At 64.9% G+C, this 16710-nt stretch carries 16 protein-coding genes; 5 read left to right on the top strand and 11 right to left on the bottom strand.

What is annotated here, in order from left to right; all coding sequences use genetic code 11:
• Positions 1–32 precede the first annotated feature (32 nt).
• The 8 genes from ACFQX9_RS13230 to ACFQX9_RS13195 all read right to left on the bottom strand — a co-directional run bounded on the left by ACFQX9_RS13230 (position 33) and on the right by ACFQX9_RS13195 (position 9526).
• The gene (locus tag ACFQX9_RS13230) at positions 33–1244 is read right to left on the bottom strand and encodes an ABC transporter substrate-binding protein (protein ID WP_018454161.1); all 1212 of its coding nucleotides are present in this window, start codon (positions 1242–1244) and stop codon (positions 33–35) included.
• Positions 1245–1401: 157 nt separating this feature from the next.
• Positions 1402–2232, bottom strand: coding sequence for an ABC transporter permease (locus tag ACFQX9_RS13225; RefSeq protein WP_018454162.1), 831 nt, complete (start codon positions 2230–2232; stop codon positions 1402–1404).
• On the bottom strand, positions 2229–3491 hold the full coding sequence (locus ACFQX9_RS13220) for an ABC transporter permease (RefSeq protein WP_377788842.1): 1263 nt from the start codon (positions 3489–3491) through the stop codon (positions 2229–2231). The genes ACFQX9_RS13225 and ACFQX9_RS13220 overlap by 4 nt, the downstream gene beginning before the upstream one ends.
• Positions 3492–3524: 33 nt before the next feature.
• Complete coding sequence (locus ACFQX9_RS13215; protein WP_085361438.1) at positions 3525–4574, bottom strand: ABC transporter substrate-binding protein; 1050 nt, start codon at positions 4572–4574, stop codon at positions 3525–3527.
• A gap of 80 nt (positions 4575–4654) precedes the next feature.
• Positions 4655–5794: an ABC transporter ATP-binding protein gene (locus ACFQX9_RS13210; protein ID WP_085361437.1), complete on the bottom strand. Its 1140-nt coding sequence runs from the start codon at positions 5792–5794 to the stop codon at positions 4655–4657.
• Between the two features lie 135 nt (positions 5795–5929).
• A complete protein-coding gene (locus ACFQX9_RS13205; protein ID WP_085361436.1) occupies positions 5930–7498 on the bottom strand; it encodes a DUF4403 family protein in 1569 nt (522 codons plus the stop codon).
• A 138-nt stretch (positions 7499–7636) separates the two neighbouring features.
• On the bottom strand, positions 7637–8275 hold the full coding sequence (locus ACFQX9_RS13200; RefSeq protein WP_085361435.1) for a PQQ-binding-like beta-propeller repeat protein: 639 nt from the start codon (positions 8273–8275) through the stop codon (positions 7637–7639).
• A 30-nt stretch (positions 8276–8305) separates the two neighbouring features.
• On the bottom strand, positions 8306–9526 hold the full coding sequence (locus ACFQX9_RS13195; protein ID WP_247475532.1) for a helix-turn-helix domain-containing protein: 1221 nt from the start codon (positions 9524–9526) through the stop codon (positions 8306–8308).
• A gap of 147 nt (positions 9527–9673) precedes the next feature.
• Here ACFQX9_RS13195 and ACFQX9_RS13190 point away from each other — a divergent pair, with 147 nt between their 5' ends.
• The gene (locus ACFQX9_RS13190) at positions 9674–10468 is read left to right on the top strand and encodes a DUF899 domain-containing protein (RefSeq protein ID WP_368507231.1); all 795 of its coding nucleotides are present in this window, start codon (positions 9674–9676) and stop codon (positions 10466–10468) included.
• On the top strand, positions 10461–10754 hold the full coding sequence (locus tag ACFQX9_RS13185; protein ID WP_039798961.1) for a hypothetical protein: 294 nt from the start codon (positions 10461–10463) through the stop codon (positions 10752–10754). The genes ACFQX9_RS13190 and ACFQX9_RS13185 overlap by 8 nt, the downstream gene beginning before the upstream one ends.
• Here ACFQX9_RS13185 and ACFQX9_RS13180 read toward each other — a convergent pair.
• Both ACFQX9_RS13180 and ACFQX9_RS13175 read right to left on the bottom strand, forming a co-directional pair.
• Complete coding sequence (locus ACFQX9_RS13180) at positions 10730–11140, bottom strand: cytochrome c family protein (protein ID WP_039799008.1); 411 nt, start codon at positions 11138–11140, stop codon at positions 10730–10732. The two genes, ACFQX9_RS13185 and ACFQX9_RS13180, sit on opposite strands and share 25 nt — an antisense overlap.
• 113 nt (positions 11141–11253) lie before the next feature.
• On the bottom strand, positions 11254–11961 hold the full coding sequence (locus tag ACFQX9_RS13175) for a L,D-transpeptidase (protein ID WP_085385382.1): 708 nt from the start codon (positions 11959–11961) through the stop codon (positions 11254–11256).
• A 272-nt stretch (positions 11962–12233) separates the two neighbouring features.
• On the opposite strand from ACFQX9_RS13175, the gene ACFQX9_RS13170 reads away from it, so the two are divergent.
• From ACFQX9_RS13170 to ACFQX9_RS13160, 3 genes are all read left to right on the top strand, one after another.
• Entirely contained in the window at positions 12234–13286 is a 1053-nt protein-coding gene (locus ACFQX9_RS13170) for a glycosyltransferase family 4 protein (RefSeq protein ID WP_377788837.1), read from the top strand.
• A gap of 30 nt (positions 13287–13316) precedes the next feature.
• Positions 13317–14006 carry a methyltransferase domain-containing protein gene (locus tag ACFQX9_RS13165; protein WP_026232678.1) on the top strand — a complete coding sequence of 230 codons (690 nt, stop codon included), beginning with the start codon at positions 13317–13319 and terminating at the stop codon, positions 14004–14006.
• A 124-nt stretch (positions 14007–14130) separates the two neighbouring features.
• Positions 14131–14790 carry a hypothetical protein gene (locus ACFQX9_RS13160; RefSeq protein ID WP_085349114.1) on the top strand — a complete coding sequence of 220 codons (660 nt, stop codon included), beginning with the start codon at positions 14131–14133 and terminating at the stop codon, positions 14788–14790.
• A 221-nt stretch (positions 14791–15011) separates the two neighbouring features.
• On the opposite strand, the gene ACFQX9_RS13155 is transcribed toward ACFQX9_RS13160, so the two are convergent.
• Entirely contained in the window at positions 15012–16676 is a 1665-nt protein-coding gene (locus ACFQX9_RS13155) for an aminotransferase class III-fold pyridoxal phosphate-dependent enzyme (RefSeq protein ID WP_377788834.1), read from the bottom strand.
• Positions 16677–16710 lie beyond the last annotated feature (34 nt).

The following is a 16710-nucleotide window of genomic DNA, read 5'->3' as shown; positions in this document are numbered from 1 at the left end:
TCTCCCCGCAAGCGGGAAGAGGGAGAAGAACTTCAGTGCGTCACCAGCGGGCAGCCGCCCTTGTCGAGCGGACGGAAGGCCTCGTCGCCGGGCACGGTGGCGATCAGCTTGTAGAGGTCCCACTCGCCCTTGGAGTCCTCGGGCTTCTTGACCTCGAACAGATACATGTCGTGGACCATGCGGCCGTCGATGCGGATCTTGCCGTTCTTGGCGAAGAAGTCGTTGACCGGTGTCTTGCGCATCTGCTCCATCACCTTCGGTGCCTCGTCGGTCTTGATGGCGTCGATCGCCTTCAGGTAATGCATGGTCGCGGAATAGAGCCCCGCCTGGATCATGGTCGGCATGTGACCGACCTTCTCGTTGAAGCGCTTGGAGAAGGCGCGCGTCTCCTCGTTGGTGTCCCAGTAGAACGCGTCGGTGATGATCAGGCCTTGCGTCGACTTGATGCCGAGCGAATGAACGTCGGTGATCTCCATGAGCAAGGCGATCATCTTCTGGCCGCCCTCCGTCAGGCCGAACTCGGCCGCCTGTTTCAGCGCATTGGTGGTGTCGCCGCCGGCATTGGCCAGTGCGACCACCTTGGCCTTGGAGGCCTGGGCCTGGAGCAGGAAGGAGGAGAAGTCCGACGAGTTGAGCGGATGGCGGACCTCGCCGAGCACCTTGCCGCCGCTCTCCTTGACGACGTTGGCGGCGTCGCGCTGCAGCGCCATGCCGAAGGCGTAGTCGGCGGTGACGAAGAACCAGGTGTCCTCGCCGCGCTTGACCATCGCCTTGCCGGCGACGTTCGACAGCGCATAGGTGTCGTAGGTCCAGTGCACCGTGTTGGGCGAGCAGGCGACGCCCGTGATATCGGATGAGCCGCCGCCGGAATTGATGTGGATCTTGTTCTTCTCGCGCGTCAACGCCGAGATCGGCAGCGCCACCGACGAGGTCGGCACGTCGAAGATCGCGTCGACCTTGTCGTTGTCGTACCAGTTGCGGGCGATGTTGACGCCGACGTCGGGCTTGTTCTGGTGATCGGCGGAGACCACCTGCACGGGCTTGCCCGCGACTTTGGCGCCGTAATCGGCGACCGCCATCTCCACGGCGGCGAGCGAGCCCTTGCCGGTCGCGTCCGCATAGAGGCTCGACATGTCCGTGAGCACGCCGATCTTGACGACGTCGTCGGAAATCTGCGCCTGGGCGGCGCCTGACGTGGCGGCGAGCGCGAGACCGGCCGCGATCGCGGCGATGAGCTTTTGCATTTTGTTTCTCCCTCAGCGTTGTTGTTTGGGTTTTGTTGCGGGGACCGTTCTAACGACAATCGGTCCCCGGAGCAAAGCCCGAGAATGCGCGAGGAGGGTTGAGAAATAAGCAGGGCGCGGCAGTGTTTTCACCCTCTCCCCGGGAGAAGGAAGAAGCTCACGCGCTGCTGCCCTTGAGCCGTTCGTTGCGCCGGCGCAGGCCTTCCAGGGTGGCGAGCAGGATGACCGAGACCGTCGTCAGGATCACCGCTGCCGCCGTGATGGTCGGGCTGATGTTCTCGCGGATGCCGCTGAACATCTCGCGCGGCAGGGTGCGCTGCTCGGGACCTGCCATGAACAGCACGATCACCACCTCATCGAAGCTGGTCGCGAAGGCGAACAGGGCCCCCGATGCCACGCCGGGCAGGATCAGCGGCAGGATCACGCGGCGGAAGGCGTCAAGCGGCGAGGCACCGAGCGAGGCGGCAGCGCGGGCCAGATTGGTGTCGAAGCTCTGCAGCGTCGCGCCGACCGTGATGACGACGAAGGGCGTCGCCAGCGCGGTGTGGGCCAGGATCAAGCCGAGATAGCTGCCGGTCAATCCGATCGGCGCGAAGAAGAAATAGAGACCGACCGCGGTGATGACCCCGGGCACGACGACCGGCGACAGCACGAAGGCCAGCACGAGCGGCTTGAACCGGCTCTTCCACTGCGCCAGCCCTAACGCCGCCAGCGTGCCGAGCACCATCGACAGCAGGGTCGAGGCGACACCGATGATCATGCTGTTCTTCAGCGAATTCATCCAGCGCGGCGAATTGATGAAGTCGTCGTACCAGCGCAGCGAGAGGCCCGGCAGCGGATAGGTGAGGTACGAGCCCGAGCTGAACGACAGCGGCATGATCGCAAGGATCGGCGCAATCAGGAAGATGAACACCAGCGTGGAGATCACGATGGTCGCGGTCCACGCAATGCGCTGGCTCGGCGTGCGGATGGAGGAATTGTCGCTCAATTCTTCATCCCTCCCGTGACCTGCTGTCCCTGCACCAGCTTTCCGTAGAGGAGCGCGAGCAGAATAGTGGCGAGCAGCAGCACCGCACCCAGTGCCGAAGCAAGGCCCCAATTGGCCGTCTCGGTCGTGTAGAGCGCGATGAAGTAGCTGATCATCTGGTCGGCGGCGCCCCCGACGAGTGCCGGCGTGATGTAATAGCCGAGCGCCAGGATGAAGACGAGCAGGCTTCCCGCGCCGATGCCCGGCAGCGTCTGAGGCAGGTAGATCCGCAGGAAGGCGGTGAGGGGTGGTGCACCGAGCGAGGCGGCGGCACGCATGTAAGCAGGCGAGATCGCCTTCATGCTGCTGTACAGCGGCAGGATCATGAACGGCAGGAGAACGTGGGTCATGGCCACGCAGACACCAAAGCGGTTGTAGATCAGGCGCAACGGCTCGTCGATGATGCCAAGCCAGAGCAGGCTGTCGTTCACGACGCCTTTGCTCTGCAACAGAACGATCCAGGCGCAGGTGCGGACCAGCAGCGACGTCCAGAACGGCAGCAGGACGAAGATCATCAGCAAATTCGACCGGCCGGGCGGCAGCGCGGCCAGCAAGTAGGCGACCGGAAAGCCAAGGATCAGGCACAGCACCGTGACACTGAGGCTGATGAGGAAGGTGCGGACGAAAACGTCGCGGTAGATGGCCTGATCCGGCGGGGCTGCGACGATCGCGCCGTCCACGTTCCGCGTCAGATCGAGCGCCGACAAAAGATAGAAGCCGGTCATGGGACCACTGGCGTCCTTGATCGTGGTCCAGGTGGCGCGTTCGCGCCAGGCCGGGGCGATCTTGCCCAGCGTCTCCCTGGCCGTGCCGGGCTCGGGCGCAGTCTTCAGATTGCGTGCGGTGCTAGTCAGGATCGTGCGGAAGCCGTTCAGTGCGTAGTTGAGCCGCTTGGCCGCAATCGCAATGGTGCCGGAATCGCGCGCCGCCATGATGTCGCCCGCCAGCGCCGCGTAGGCCTTTTCGTCCGGCAGATTCCTGCCGTCCCAACTGGCGAGAGCCGCGATGGTCTGAGGCAGAACCAGACGCACCTCGCGGTCATCGACGGCACGCCACAGCATGCCGGCGATGGGCCCAGCGAAGGTGAAGAGCAGGAAGACGAGAAGCGGCAGAACCAGCGCCAATGCTTTGACCTGGCGTGCTCGCTCCGCCCGCCGCAATCGGCGCTTGAGCGGCACCTCGGTCGGGCCATGGGCGCCGGTCAAGAGCGCATCCGTCATTGGTCTAACCTTGGGTCGAGCTTTGTGGGGACGCTATTTCGCGGCCCATTTGTTGAAGCGCTCGGTCAGGCGGTCGATGTTCTCGAGCCAGAAGGCAACATTGATCTCGACCGCATTCTTGATGTTGTCAGGCGCCGTCGGCAGGTCCTTCAGAACAGCAGGCGCGAGCAGGGCGGCTGCGTCCTTGTTCGAGGTGCCATAAGCAATGTTCTCCGACAGTTTCGACTGGTTCTCAGCCTTGCCGACGAAGTCCAGGAACTTGTAGGCCGCGTCCTTGTTCGGGCTGCCTTTCAGAATCACCCAAGTGTCGAGGGTGAAGAGCGCTCCGTCCCAGACCATGCCAAAATTCTTCTTCTCGTTCTTGTTCGCGGTGTCGATGCGGCCATTGTAGACCGAGGTCATTGCCACCTCGCCGGAGGCGAGCAATTGCGGCGGCTGAGCGCCGGCCTTCCACCAGACGATGTCGCCCTTGATGGTGTCCAGCTTCTTGAACGCGCGCTCGACGCCCTCGTCGGTCGCCAGCACCTTGTAGACGTCCTTTGGCGCGACGCCGTCGGCCATGAGGGCGATCTCCAGCGTGGTCTTCGGCCCCTGACGCAGGGCACGCTTGCCCGGGATCTTCTTGGTGTCGAAGAAGTCGGCCCAGCCCTTCGGGGCCTCCTTCAACTTGTCCTTGTCGTAGCCGAGAACGAAATCGTAGAGGATGGCGCCGACGCCGCAAGGATTGACCGACGGTGGGATATAGGCGGCCTCGCCGCCGATCTTCGAATAGTCGAGCTTTTCGAACAGGCCTTCCTCGCAGCCAACCGCCAGCTCGTCGCTCTCGACCTGGACGACGTCCCAGGTGGCGGCACCACCCTGCACCTTGGCGCGCAACACGCCGACGCCGCCGTCCCAGGACTCGTCATTCAAGGGAACACCGGTCGCTTTCTTGAACGGCTCGAAATAGACCTTCTTCTGGGCATCCTGATAGGCGCCGCCCCACGACACAACGGTGAGGTCACGCGCCTGCGCGACCGTGGCCAGCGTCGCGCTGGCAGTGAATGCCGCGGCGAAACCCAGAATAATCTTGCGCTTCAGCATGGTCTTTGTTCCTTCTTCACGTGACGTTGAGCTTGGTCGGTGCAGGTCCGCCCACCTTGGAGCGATGCTGCATGGTCGGATCAGACGGGATCGAGGGCCAGGCAGTCCTCCGGGCGGAAGGTGATGAACACGTCATCGCCAGGTCTCAGGCTGCCAGCTGTAAGGCTGCCAGCTCTCAGGCTGTCATGTGTCCCCGGCTGAAGCTTGACCATGAACTCCTTGTTGTCGGCGACGTCGAGCACGGCCAGCGCGTGGTCGCCGAGATAGATGGTGTTCTGCACCTTGGCCGGCAGTCGGTTCGGTTCGTCGCTGGAGATGCCATCCGGGATAATGGCGATCCGCTCCGGCCGCACCGACAGCGAGGTCGATGCGCCCGCGCCTGATACGTTGACGGCTCGTGCGGTCACGGCGCCGCCGCCAGCCAGCGCAACTCGGCAATATTCTTTCTCGACCGTCTCGACGGTGCCGGCCAGCACATTGTTCTCGCCGATGAAATGGGCGACGAAGCTGTTCACCGGATGCTCATACAGCGCGGCGGGCCTGTCGATCTGCTGCACGATGCCGTCGTTGAATACGGCGATGCGATCCGACATGGTGAGCGCTTCACTTTGATCGTGGGTGACGTAGACGACGGTGATGCCCATCGTCTCGTGCAGTTGCTTGATCTCCAGTTGCATCTGCTCCCGCAGGCGCTTGTCCAGGGCGCCCAGCGGCTCGTCCATCAGCACGAGTTGCGGATTGAAAACAAGGGCGCGGGCCAGTGCCACGCGCTGCTGTTGACCGCCGGACAGCTGCCCGGGCCGCCGCTGCGCCAGAGTTTCCATCTTGATCATGCGCAATGCCGCTTTGACACGATCCTGCGCTTCGGCCTTGTTCGTGTTGCGAACGGAGAGCGGGAAGGCGATATTCTCCGCAATCGTCAGGTGCGGAAACAGGGCATAGTTCTGGAACACCATGCCGATGTCGCGCTTGTGTGCCGGCACGTTCTTGATCGGTCGGTCCGCGAGGAAGATCTCGCCATGGGTCGGAACCTCGAAACCCGCCAGCATCATCAGGGTGGTCGTCTTGCCCGAGCCCGACGGACCAAGCAGGGTGACGAACTCGCCCTTCCTGATGTCGAGATCGAGGTTTTTCACCACGAGGTGCTCGCCATCATAGGTCTTCTGAATGCCGGAAAAGCGCACCAGCGCCGGCGCAGGCGTAACCATGCCGGCTTCCATGTCATCCTCGCGTTGTCAGCCACAGTGCTGTCAGCACCCCGTCCCCGGGGTGCGAGGAACAGCTTAGCATCGTCCGACCAGATTGCCAGCGGCGCAAGCGACTGCGCGCACGGACCCGTCGGGAAAAGGCGCGCGCTACATCCCCGACAGCTTCGTCACGGATACATTCAGCGAGCCCCCGGCTTCCGCGATCACGCGCAGCGTCTTGGAGTCGAAGGCGATGTCGGCGAGGCTCAGGCTGTCGATCTTCGCCTCGACCTTGATGCCATCCTCGTTCTTCTGATAGTCGGCGATCGCGGCGGCGATCTTCTCGCGTGCGTTGGCGGCAATCGGCTTCAGATCGACCGTCGCTTTCTGCACCAGCGCCTGCTGCATCTGCGGCACCACCGCGCGCGCCGCGGCACCCAGCAGGCCGAAGGCCGCCTCGGATTCCACGGCGAGCTGGATGTCGGCGAGCCGCAGCGTCTGCTGCGCCTGGTCGAGCATCGGCCGGCCCCAGATGTGCACGGTCGCTTCGGCGCCGAGACCAAGCCAGCTCTTCTTCTCCTTGGCGCGCACCAGCAGCGAGATCAGGAGGCGCTCGCCCGACGGGATCACGTTGACGCTCTTGACGGTGACATCGACCGGGCCGGAGCCGTCCTCGGGATAGGTGTGGCCGACCATCTGCGCCGCGATGAGCTTGTTGATCTCGGTGAAGGGCACGTCGATCGGCACGCCAATGTTCACACCGGTGCCGGTCGGCGGCACGATCGAGATCTTGTCGGGGAACGGGCAGTCGGGCTTGGTCGGCGTCGAGATCACGCGCGTCTCGAGCTCGAGGCCAAGCAGCAGCGTCACGTTCTGTGCGTCGACGCGCGGCTGTGCCGCGATGGCGCGGGTCGGCTTCATCTCGAGCCAAAGCGGCGGCAGCGCGGCGGAAGACCCCGAGCCTTGCAGCGGGATCGAGCGGCAGGCCTTGGCCCATTGCAGCTTCGCGTTGTCCCGCAAGGTCGGATCGTTGCGCATGCGTTCGGAAACGGCGTTGATCTGTTCGCCAACGGTCTTGTCGATCAGCGGCTTCACCTGCGCAGGCACGTTGACCTTGGCGCCCGAAATGTTGAGGTTTGTATCGCCAAGATTGACCTGGGCGCCGAGATTGGGCTCGAGATGCCAGTTGGCGGCAAGCTTCGGCCGCGAGGTAACGACGACGTTGCCCTTGATCTCGGCGCTGGCGTTCAAATTCTTGATGTTGACCGCGCCGATCTGTTTCGCGGCATTGCCGCCGAGCACGCTGCCGAGCGCCTCGCCGAGCGCGCCGGTGGCTTTCGACGACAGCGAGCCCGTCACGTTCAGCTTGCCCGTGAGCGGCGTCGAGATCGTCAGCACGTCCTTGTCGCCGGCAGTCGCCATCGGTCCGCGTACCGCCGACCAGCCGATGTCGGCGTTCTCCAGGATTTGCGAAATCGGGTTCTCGGCCTTGCCGGCGAAATTGCGCGGAGCGGCCTTCTCGGCCTGCTCGCGGATCGCCGACAGCGCGATGGCGACCGGCGCCACCACGATCGAGCTCTTCGAGACTGGCGGCAGCGGCGGCAATTGCGCGACCGGCGGCGCGGAATTCGTTGCCCGCGGCGACAGCCAGTCCATCGCCTTCAGGCTGATGAAAAACGACGCCGAGAGCACCGCGACGGCGATCAGGACAGTTTTTAAGTTCAGCGTCAGTCGCATCAATCCCCCAGGCCGCCCCGGGGCAGAAGTCTACAGGGCAGGCAAGGAGGGCGCTAGAGCCCACCGATGGGGTGGAATTGGGGCAAACATATTAACGGCCGCGAACGCACCGTTGCCGCGCATGCGTCATGGCACACCCTAGCTGCGCCTCGGACGGCGCACCGCCCTCACATTGCCGCGATCTCCGCCACCGCAGAAGAAACGGTCGCCGCCATCGGACTCCAATCCTGACACCATCGTCCCGGCGGGCAGGTCGAGCTGCTCCAGCACCTTGCCCGTCTCGGGGTCGATCCGCCTGATGTCGCTGTCCTCGCCTTCCCAGGTGCCGTGCCAGAGCTCGCCGTCGACCCAGGTCACACCGGTGACGAAGCGCTTGCTTTCGATGGTGCGGAGAATTTTTCCCGTCTGGGGATCGACCTGATGGATCTTGCGCTCCCGATACTGTCCGACCCAGAGCGAGCCCTCGGCCCAGGCCAGTCCGGAATCGCCACCGCCGCCGGGTGCCGGGATGGTGGCGAGCACCTTGCCGGTCACAGCGTCGATCTTCTGGATGCGGTCCTCGGCGATCTGGAACAGGTGGCGGCCGTCGAACGCCGTTCCCGCATGCGCGGCGACATCGATGGAGCGGGTGATGTTGCCATCGGCCGGGTCGACCGCGTTCAATCTGTCGCCGGATGCGAACCACATAAGGCTGCCGTCATAGGTGACGCCGTGCACGGCTTCGACGCCTGCATAGGGCCCGTATTCCCTGACGATCTCGGCGGCTGAACGTTTCATCTGCTCGGTCCCTGCGGTGTGAATCCCACTTTACGTCTTCATGAGCGGTCCGGGGAGTAACAAGCCTGTCGGGAAACCCGGCACGGGCGGCGTCATCCAGCGCCGCGCCCGTCCGTGTCCGAAGGACTGCACCTTGTTCGATCGCGCCAGCTCTTCGAGGGCCCGTTGCACGGTGCGCGCGCTCGTTCCCAGCGCCAGCGCGAGCGCCGAACTCGACCAGGGCTCGCCATCAGAGAGGAAGGCGAGCACATTGGCGTGCTTCTCCTCGACGGGCCGTGCGAGGACGAGAACCTGCCGCGTGTTGCGCGGCGTCAGCGCAAAACCTTGCCTGGTCGCGCTGACGTCGGCCAGAGGCTTGAGCTTGGTGCGGAGCCGCCCGATTTCGACGCGCAGCCGGGCGCGATGCGATTCATCGACGTGCCTTGCCTGAAACGCTCCCGTGATCAACGCTTCCCGCGAGACATCGGCCGGCCAGGCCTGCGCCAGGATGCGCGCGAGCGCGAACAGCACCGGCCGCGTTCCGAGCGGCACGAGGATGCCTCGCCTGCGAACCGCGTGATGGAACGTGTCCACCACGAGCGCCTCCGATGTCACGAGGTCCTCGACCTCCTCGAGCAGTAGCGGCCGTTCGTGCCCGCGCGTGATCAAGCGCGCTGCGGGCGTGTCGAGCACGCGGCTCGTGCCTTCGACCTCCGCCGCAAGCGCGGGAATGCCGGCCTGTCGTGCTGCGCTCGCCGCGCGCCCGAGCGCCGCGCGCGCGTCTTTCGTTCGGAGCCGCCGGATGGCGATGCCGGCAATGACGAGCTCGCGGGCGACCTGCGCAGCCGGGGGCAGCGGTGTGGTCTTGATCTCGGCCAGCGTGCGCTCGGCCTCGTCGAGGCGCCCGAGAAGGAGAAGTCTGCGCGCCTCGATGTGACCCGCATGGGCCGCGTTGGCGAGGTCACCGTGGCTTGCGAGCGTCGCCCGCGCGGCCACGAGCGTGTTGGCCGGCCAATTCAGGTCGCGCGAGACGAGTGCGATCTCGGCCTCCGCCACCACGCATCTGGCGCGCGCGACCGCCTCTTTCGGGCCGAAGGCGCGTGCGGCGCTGCGCAGCAACGTCTTCGCCTTGGCGAGATCGCCGAGTTGCGCCATCGCGATGCCGCGCAGCGCCAGCGAAGGTGCATCGTTGCGCAGCGCAACGCGGTTCAGCGCGCCGAGCGGATCGCCGGCTTGGAGCGCGCGCGCCGCGGCCGTGATCAGCGACTCCATTCAAATCCCGCCACACTTGTTACTCCCACCACGCAACCGTCCGGTGCGAGAGATCGTTGACGGCCGACAATGTGCGGCGAGGGGCGAGCGGTTCCGCATCTTGCATAGCGAGATACGGAACGGCCGCCCGGGAAAAGTTGGAGAGCCATGATGACATCAGCTGACAACGCAGGAAATAACGGACAAGCCGCCATGCAAACACCGCCGGTGGTGTCGCCGCAGGACTGGGAGGCCGCCCGTCAGCAACTGCTCGTGAAGGAAAAGGCGCATACCCGTGCCCGCGATGCCCTGGCGGCCGAGCGCCGGCGCATGCCGTGGATGGAAGTGACCAAAACCTATGCGTTCGAGGGGCCCGGCGGCAAGGTCAGTCTGCACGACCTGTTCCAGGACCGGCGGCAGCTGATCGTCTACCGTGCGTTCTTCGAGCCGGGCGTGTTCGGCTGGCCGGATCATGCCTGCCGCGGCTGCTCCATGGTGGCCGACCAGGTCGCGCATGTCGCGCACCTCAATGCCCGCGACACCACGCTGGTGTTCGCCTCGCGCGCACCGCAGGCCGATATCAGCAGGCTGAAGCAGCGGATGGGCTGGACCATGCCATGGGTCACCGTCACCGACAGTTTCGATGCGGATTTCGGCGTCGACGAGTGGCACGGGACCAACGTGTTCTTCCGCGACGGCGACCGGATCTTCCGCACCTATTTCGTCAAGAGCCGGGGCGACGAGCAGATGGGCGGCACCTGGAATTACCTCGACATCACGCCGCTGGGACGGCAGGAGGTCTGGGAGGATTCGCCGAAAGGCTATCCGCAGACGCCGACCTACAAATGGTGGAACTGGCACGACAGCTACACCGAAGGTGCGGCGCCCGACAAGAGATGGGTCGAGATCTCGACCGCGGGCGAGAAGGCTTTTCGCGAGGAGGCGGCTGAAGGACGTGACTAGTCCCGTCAGCGCAATGGCCGGCGCGAGCCGCAACGGTGTGGTGGCCGCGCGCCACCTCGCCAGATGGTTGGGGCTGGCGGCGACGCCGACCTTCGCGATCATGGCCGTACTGACGGCCATGCTTGATGGCCCGGCGGACATGCTGTGTGGCTCCGGACATGGGGCGATGCTCGGCGGGATGGTGCCGATGTATCTGCTGATGAGCGCGTTTCATTCGGCGGCGTGGCTGAGGCTGATCGCAGATCGGCGGGGCCGGTGGCCCTACTGCGAAGCCGCCTGCAAATAGGCAACGATCTTGCCCGCTTCCTCCGCCGAGACGCCGCCATAGGGCTGCATCTTGTTGCCGGAGACGACCTCGTCCGGCTTGAGCATGAAGCGGGTGAGTTTGTCCTGGTCCCAGACGAAGCCGGCTTCCTTCATCGACGAAGAATAGTTGTAGTTCGGCAGCGCGCCGGCCTTGCGTCCGACGATTTTGTTGAGGTTGGGGCCCAGACGATTGTCGCCCTCTTTCACCGAGTGGCAGGTGCGGCAGGAATTGTTGAAGGCTTGCTGGGCTGCATCGTCGCTCCCCGGCTGCTGTGCGCGCGAGGTGGGCACGGTCAGCAGCAGTGCCACGGCGGCAGCGATCGCGCGCAGGCATTTGCCTTGCGGCGTTTGCGGACGTGATTGCATTCGCGCCTCCATCGGGGATCGCGCCGCAGCACGCGCGCGCATCGGTATGCAGAGGGCCAACGAAAACGGCCCCGGTGGGTTCCGGGGCCGTTTGCGTCACAATGTCCTGTCGCTTACCGCGTTGCGGCTCCGAGCTCTGCGCGGCGCTCCGTCATCGGCAGCACGATCACCTTGGTGCCGACGTTGACGCGGGAGTACAGGTCCGCGACATCGTCATTGGTCAGGCGGATGCAGCCGGAGGAGACGTGCTTGCCGATGGTGTCGGGTGCGTTGGTGCCGTGGATGCGGTAGATGGTGCCGCCGAGATACATGGCGCGGGCGCCGAGCGGATTGCCGGGACCGCCGGCCATGTGGCGCGGCAGATAGGGTTGGCGGGCGATCATCTCCGGCGGCGGGGTCCAATCCGGCCACTCCGCCTTCTTGGTCACCGACTGGGTGCCGGACCAGGTGAAACCGTCGCGGCCGACGCCGATGCCGTAGCGCATCGCCTGGCCATTGCCGAGCACGAGATAGAGATAGGTGTTGGGCGTATCGATGATGATGGTGCCCGGCGCCTCACGCGTCGCATAGGAGACGGTCTGGCGGCGGAAGCGGGCCGGCGTTTCGACCGCGTCCTGCTCCTCGGACGGCGCGGCCCGATAGGGCGTCGCTTGATAAGGCTGGTACGGCTGCGGCGCTGCGATCGGCGGCAGCGGCTGGAAGAAGGGGAAGAGCTGCACAGGCGCGGCCTTGGCCGGGCCGGCGAACGCGATCGCGGTGACAGCCACTGCGCCAAACGCAACGGCGCGCGAATAAGTCTTCAACGTCTCCAGATTGATCATCGGTCGCCCCTGTTTGCGCGGTGTTTCTTGGTCACCCGGCACCGTTGCGGTGCTCTGTTGGCTAGATCACTAACGGCAAGAAGTTTCGGGACGTTTGCGCGGAAAACCGAAAACGGTTTCATGGCGGAAAGGATTGTTTCATGACGGTTTCGTGGCTGCGCGGACCCGTTAACGAACAAAACAGCGGCCGACACTTCCATGACGTCACACGCCTGAAATATCCGTGGTTGATGGTCCTAAGCCGAGAATCATAAAAATCTCGGGATTTCCCCATGCGGGTATTAATCGCGACTGACGCCTGGCATCCGCAGGTCAACGGCGTGGTGCGGACGCTGACCTCGCTGGCTGGCGCGGCCAAGGCATTGGATGTCGAGATCGACTTCCTGACGCCGGACGGCTTTCGGTCATGGCCGTTGCCGACCTATCCGGGGCTGCGCATTGCGCTGCCGAGCGGCAGGGAGATTGGGCGGCGGATCGAGAGGGCGGCGCCGGAGGCGCTGCACATCGCGACCGAAGGGCCGATCGGCTGGGCGGCGCGGGCTTATTGCCGTCGCAACCGGCTCGCCTTCACCACCTCCTACACCACGCGCTTTCCCGAATACGTCTCGGTGCGAACCGGCATCCCCGCGAGCGTCGGCTACGCCGTGCTGCGCCACTTCCACGATGCCGCCGCCATGACGATGGTCGCGACGCCCTCGCTGCGGCAGGAGCTGTCCGAGCGCGGTTTCAAGCGGCTCGGCTTCTGGACCCGCGGCGTGAACACCGAGCTGTTTCATCCGGACTCTCCAGCCAAGCTCGATCTGCCCGGGCCGATCTTCATGACGATGGGCCGCGTGGCGGTGGAGAAGAATCTCGAGGCCTTCCTCGCGCTCGACCTGCCCGGCACCAAAGTCGTCATCGGCGACGGCCCGCAGAAGGCCGCCCTTGAAAAGAAATATCCCGACGGGGTCTTCCTCGGCGAGAAGAAGGGCGCTGACCTCACCGCGCACCTTGCCGCCGCTGACGTGTTCGTGTTTCCGAGCCTGACCGACACGTTCGGCGTGGTGCAGCTCGAAGCGCTCGCCTGCGGCACGCCGGTTGCGGCGTTTCCGGTGACGGGACCGAAGGACGTCATCGCAGATCACCCGATCGGCGCGATCGACCATGATCTGCGTGCCGCGTGCCTGCGCGCTCTCACCATGTCGCGCCAGACCTGCCGCAACTTCGCGCTGGAGCGCTCCTGGGAAAACAGCGCGCGCCAATTCGTCGGCAACCTGACCTCACTTCAGCCCAGCCGTGCCTTGCGCGCCTCGCCTCGCATGGCGCGGCGGCCGGTGCGCGGCTGATCCCGTTCGACCACAGCGAGAACCTCATCGATGGCTAAGATCATGAACCTTGACGGCACCCAGCAGCTCGACCTTACCCGTGGCACGGTCGAGCAGGCCTATGACCGCTGGGCGCCGGTCTACGACCTCGTGTTCGGAGGCGTGTTCGCAAAAGGCCGGCAGGCCGCGATCGCGGCCACCAACAAGATCGGCGGCCGGGTGCTCGAGGTCGGCGTCGGCACCGGCATCTCGCTGCCGCTCTACGCGCCGCATCTGCGCATCTTCGGCACCGACATCTCGGAGGCGATGCTCGACAAGGCGCGCCAGCGCGTCGCCGAGGGCGGCCTAGAGAACGTCGAAGGCCTCGCGGTGATGGATGCCGAGAAGCTCGAATTCCCCGACAACTCCTTCGACGTCGTGATGGCGCAATACGTCGTCACCGCCGTGCCGAATCCGGAAGTCGCGCTGGACGAATTCGCCCGCGTGCTGCGCCCGGGCGGGGAGCTGATCATCCTCACCCGCGTCAGCGCCGATACCGGCATGCGCCGCTTCATCGAGCAGAAGCTGCAGCCGGTGGTACGTCCGCTCGGTTTCCGCACCGCCGAGTTCGCCTGGTCGCGTTATGCCAAATGGCTGGCCGGTGCCGACGGCATCGAGCTCGCCGAGCGCCGCCTGATCCCGCCGCTCGGTCATTTCTCGCTGGTGCGATTCCGCAAGATCGACGTCGCCAAGGCGGCTTGATCCAAGCTCACGTAACCCGTGCGTCATCGCGCCGCTGCGCATCGTCACATGACAAAATGATGATGTCACACGGCCTACATCGAATCCCTGTAAATCCTGAACCCGAAAGCATTTGGGGGAGAGCATGATCAAGAACTATCTCGAGCAGCTGCGGATCCAGCGCTGGGACGACCATCGCTACTATCACCACAGCCGCATCAATCAGAGCCTGCACTTCGTCAGCGCGCTGAGCTTCCTGTTCGCCTATGTCTGGCTGTTCGTCGACCCCATGGTCTCCGCGCTGGTGGGCTGGCTGGTCTCGATGACCTCGCGCCAGGCCGGCCACTTCTTCTTCGAGCCGCATGGCTACGACCAGATCAACCAGGCGACGCACGAGCACAAGGAAGAGATCAAGGTCGGCTACAACCTTCGGCGCAAGGTGGTGCTGATGTCGATCTGGGCGCTGTCGCCGGTGGTGCTGTTGGTCGATCCGACTCTGTTCGGACTGTTCACGCCTTGGGCGGGCGCGACCGACTTCATGCGGCAAGTGGCCAAGATCTGGCTCGTCGTCGGCGGCGGCGGTCTCATGTTCCGCACGGTGCACCTGTTCTTCATCCGCGACGTCGAGACCGGTCTCGTCTGGATGACGAAGATCCTGACCGACCCCTTCCACGATTTGATGCTCTACCGCAACGCGCCGCTGGCGCTGATGCGTGGCGAGCTGATGGATCCCGGCCTGCATCTCAAGCCCGAGCACACGCTGGGCCTCATCGGTGAGCCCACGCTCGAAGAGCAGCACGCCTGAGCGCGCCGTTCTCACCAAGGCCTCCGATGTCTGATGGTTGCGTCATGCCCGGGCTCGTCCCGCCTGCGCGGCCGAAGCCGCTTCGGCGAGGCGAAGGCCCGGGCATCCACGTCTTGGAGGTCTTGCGCGGAGACGCGTGGATGGCCGGGCATAGGCGAGCGGAAGCGACGCCGTCCTTCGGACGGCTGTGCCCGGCCATGACGCCGTTGGAGGAACCAGCCTCAGCGCCCGAAGCGCTTGGCCAGCATCTCTTTCAGGATCTGCCGCTTGATGGTCTTGTTGGTGAGGACGCCATCGTGCCACCAGAAGCCGTCGGCCTTCATCTTCTCGGCCGCGCGGACGAAACGCTCGGCGACCTCGGTGAAATCGGCGTCGGTGTAGTTCAGGCTGAAGATCAGCCTGCCGGTGCCGACCCAGCTCAAGGACAGGCCTTCGGCGCGCAGATAATATTGCAGCATCCAGTTGTAGCGGGACGGCGTGGTGTATTTCACCGTCCAGATCGACGAGAAATTTGCAAACCGCACCGGCAGGTCGGCATCGCTCATCATTCGGTTGAGCTTTTGCGCGCGGCCGTTCCAGGTCTCGTCCAGTCCGTCATAGACGGCGCGGAAATTCGGGCTGGCGAGCCGGCTCAGAAACTCATCCATCGCCGTCATGACGTAGGGGTGCGAGTTGAAGGTGCCGCGGGCGAAGCAGACGTCGGCGGGGCGGTCGTCGCGGAAGCGGCGCATCAGCTCGCGTTTGCCGCAGACCACGCCGACCGGCAGGCCGCCGGCGAGGCTCTTGCCGTAGGTCACCATGTCGGCCTTGACGCCAAAGTATTCCTGGGCGCCGCCGGCAGCGAGACGGAAGCCGACGAAGACCTCGTCGAAGATCAGCACGATGCCGCGCTCCGTGCAGACCTCGCGCAGCTGCTTGAGCCATTCGGTGTAGGCCGCGCGGTCGAAATTACCGCCCCGGGAGGAATCGACCAGCGAGGAATCGCCGGGCGCGTTGCCGTTCGGATGCAGGCCCTGCAGTGGATTGACCAGCACGCAGGCGATGTCCTTGCGCGTGCGCAGCACGTGCAGCGTCTTCTCCGACATCTCGGCGAGGGTGTAGGTCTCGTGCGCGGGAATCGGATTGCCGACGCCGGGCTGCACGTCGCCCCACCAGCCGTGATAGGCGCCGGCGAAACGGACCAGATGCGTGCGCCTGGTGTGGTAGCGCGCGAGCCGCACTGCCTGCATCACGGCCTCGGTGCCGGACATATGGAAGGACACTTCGTCGAGGCCCGAGATCTGGCACAGCCGCGCCACGTTCTCGAGGATGACGGGATGGTAGGGTCCGAGTACCGGTCCGAGCGCGTGCGCCCGCTTCTCGGAGCCTTCGATGCACTCCTTGTAGAAGTCGTTGCCGAAGATGTTGACGCCGTAGGACCCCGTGAGGTCGTAGGAGGTGTTGCCGTCGACATCCGTGACGGTGACGCCGCGCGAGGACTCCACGAAGGTCGAGGTGCCCAAATGCTCGCGAACGAGACGCGAGAACTGGAAAGGCACGCGGTAGGTCTCGGTGAAGTGCAGGTCGGAGATCTTTTCCGCCGCTTCCTTCGTCATCGCGCGGCCCTTGGGGTAGCGCTCGGCGTAAAGGCTTGCGAGGCGGAAGAAGCCGTCCCTGCGCAGGCCTGCGATGTTCGCCGGCGCGCCGTCGCAGGCAAAGTAGGCATCGCCTTCGAATTCGTAGAACGGAAGCAGCTTTGCCACCCGGCGCGACATCTTGGAGTGTCCGGCGAGCGAGCGGTGCTTGGCGCGGGACAATTCGATCCGCGCCTTGATCTTCGGGAAGGCGGCGGCAGCAGACGCTGCGGCGGCCACGGACAAAGAAAGAATCGGGAGTGTCGTTTCCATGACAACAAGCGCTAATACTGCGAGCTGACAGATT

This window comes from Bradyrhizobium sp. GCM10028915 (genome assembly GCF_042666195.1).
Taxonomy (GTDB): Bacteria; Pseudomonadota; Alphaproteobacteria; order Rhizobiales; family Xanthobacteraceae; genus Bradyrhizobium; species Bradyrhizobium canariense_D.
The sequence above is the reverse complement of the archived record's forward strand: the minus strand, read 5'-3'. Positions and strand labels throughout refer to the sequence as shown.

Bases quoted from the DNA above. Each gene is read 5' to 3' on its own strand.
- ACFQX9_RS13220 (WP_377788842.1), bottom strand. From the start codon at position 3,491: ATGACGGATGCGCTCTTGACCGGCGCCCATGGCCCGACCGAGGTGCCG.
- ACFQX9_RS13180 (WP_039799008.1), bottom strand. From the start codon at position 11,140: ATGCAATCACGTCCGCAAACGCCGCAAGGCAAATGCCTGCGCGCGATC.
- ACFQX9_RS13165 (WP_026232678.1), top strand. From the start codon at position 13,317: ATGGCTAAGATCATGAACCTTGACGGCACCCAGCAGCTCGACCTTACC.
- ACFQX9_RS13175 (WP_085385382.1), bottom strand. From the start codon at position 11,961: ATGATCAATCTGGAGACGTTGAAGACTTATTCGCGCGCCGTTGCGTTT.
- ACFQX9_RS13230 (WP_018454161.1), bottom strand. From the start codon at position 1,244: ATGCAAAAGCTCATCGCCGCGATCGCGGCCGGTCTCGCGCTCGCCGCC.
- ACFQX9_RS13195 (WP_247475532.1), bottom strand. From the start codon at position 9,526: ATGGAGTCGCTGATCACGGCCGCGGCGCGCGCGCTCCAAGCCGGCGAT.
- ACFQX9_RS13155 (WP_377788834.1), bottom strand. From the start codon at position 16,676: ATGGAAACGACACTCCCGATTCTTTCTTTGTCCGTGGCCGCCGCAGCG.
- ACFQX9_RS13170 (WP_377788837.1), top strand. From the start codon at position 12,234: ATGCGGGTATTAATCGCGACTGACGCCTGGCATCCGCAGGTCAACGGC.
- ACFQX9_RS13210 (WP_085361437.1), bottom strand. From the start codon at position 5,794: ATGGAAGCCGGCATGGTTACGCCTGCGCCGGCGCTGGTGCGCTTTTCC.
- ACFQX9_RS13205 (WP_085361436.1), bottom strand. From the start codon at position 7,498: ATGCGACTGACGCTGAACTTAAAAACTGTCCTGATCGCCGTCGCGGTG.
- ACFQX9_RS13200 (WP_085361435.1), bottom strand. From the start codon at position 8,275: ATGAAACGTTCAGCCGCCGAGATCGTCAGGGAATACGGGCCCTATGCA.
- ACFQX9_RS13160 (WP_085349114.1), top strand. From the start codon at position 14,131: ATGATCAAGAACTATCTCGAGCAGCTGCGGATCCAGCGCTGGGACGAC.
- ACFQX9_RS13215 (WP_085361438.1), bottom strand. From the start codon at position 4,574: ATGCTGAAGCGCAAGATTATTCTGGGTTTCGCCGCGGCATTCACTGCC.
- ACFQX9_RS13190 (WP_368507231.1), top strand. From the start codon at position 9,674: ATGATGACATCAGCTGACAACGCAGGAAATAACGGACAAGCCGCCATG.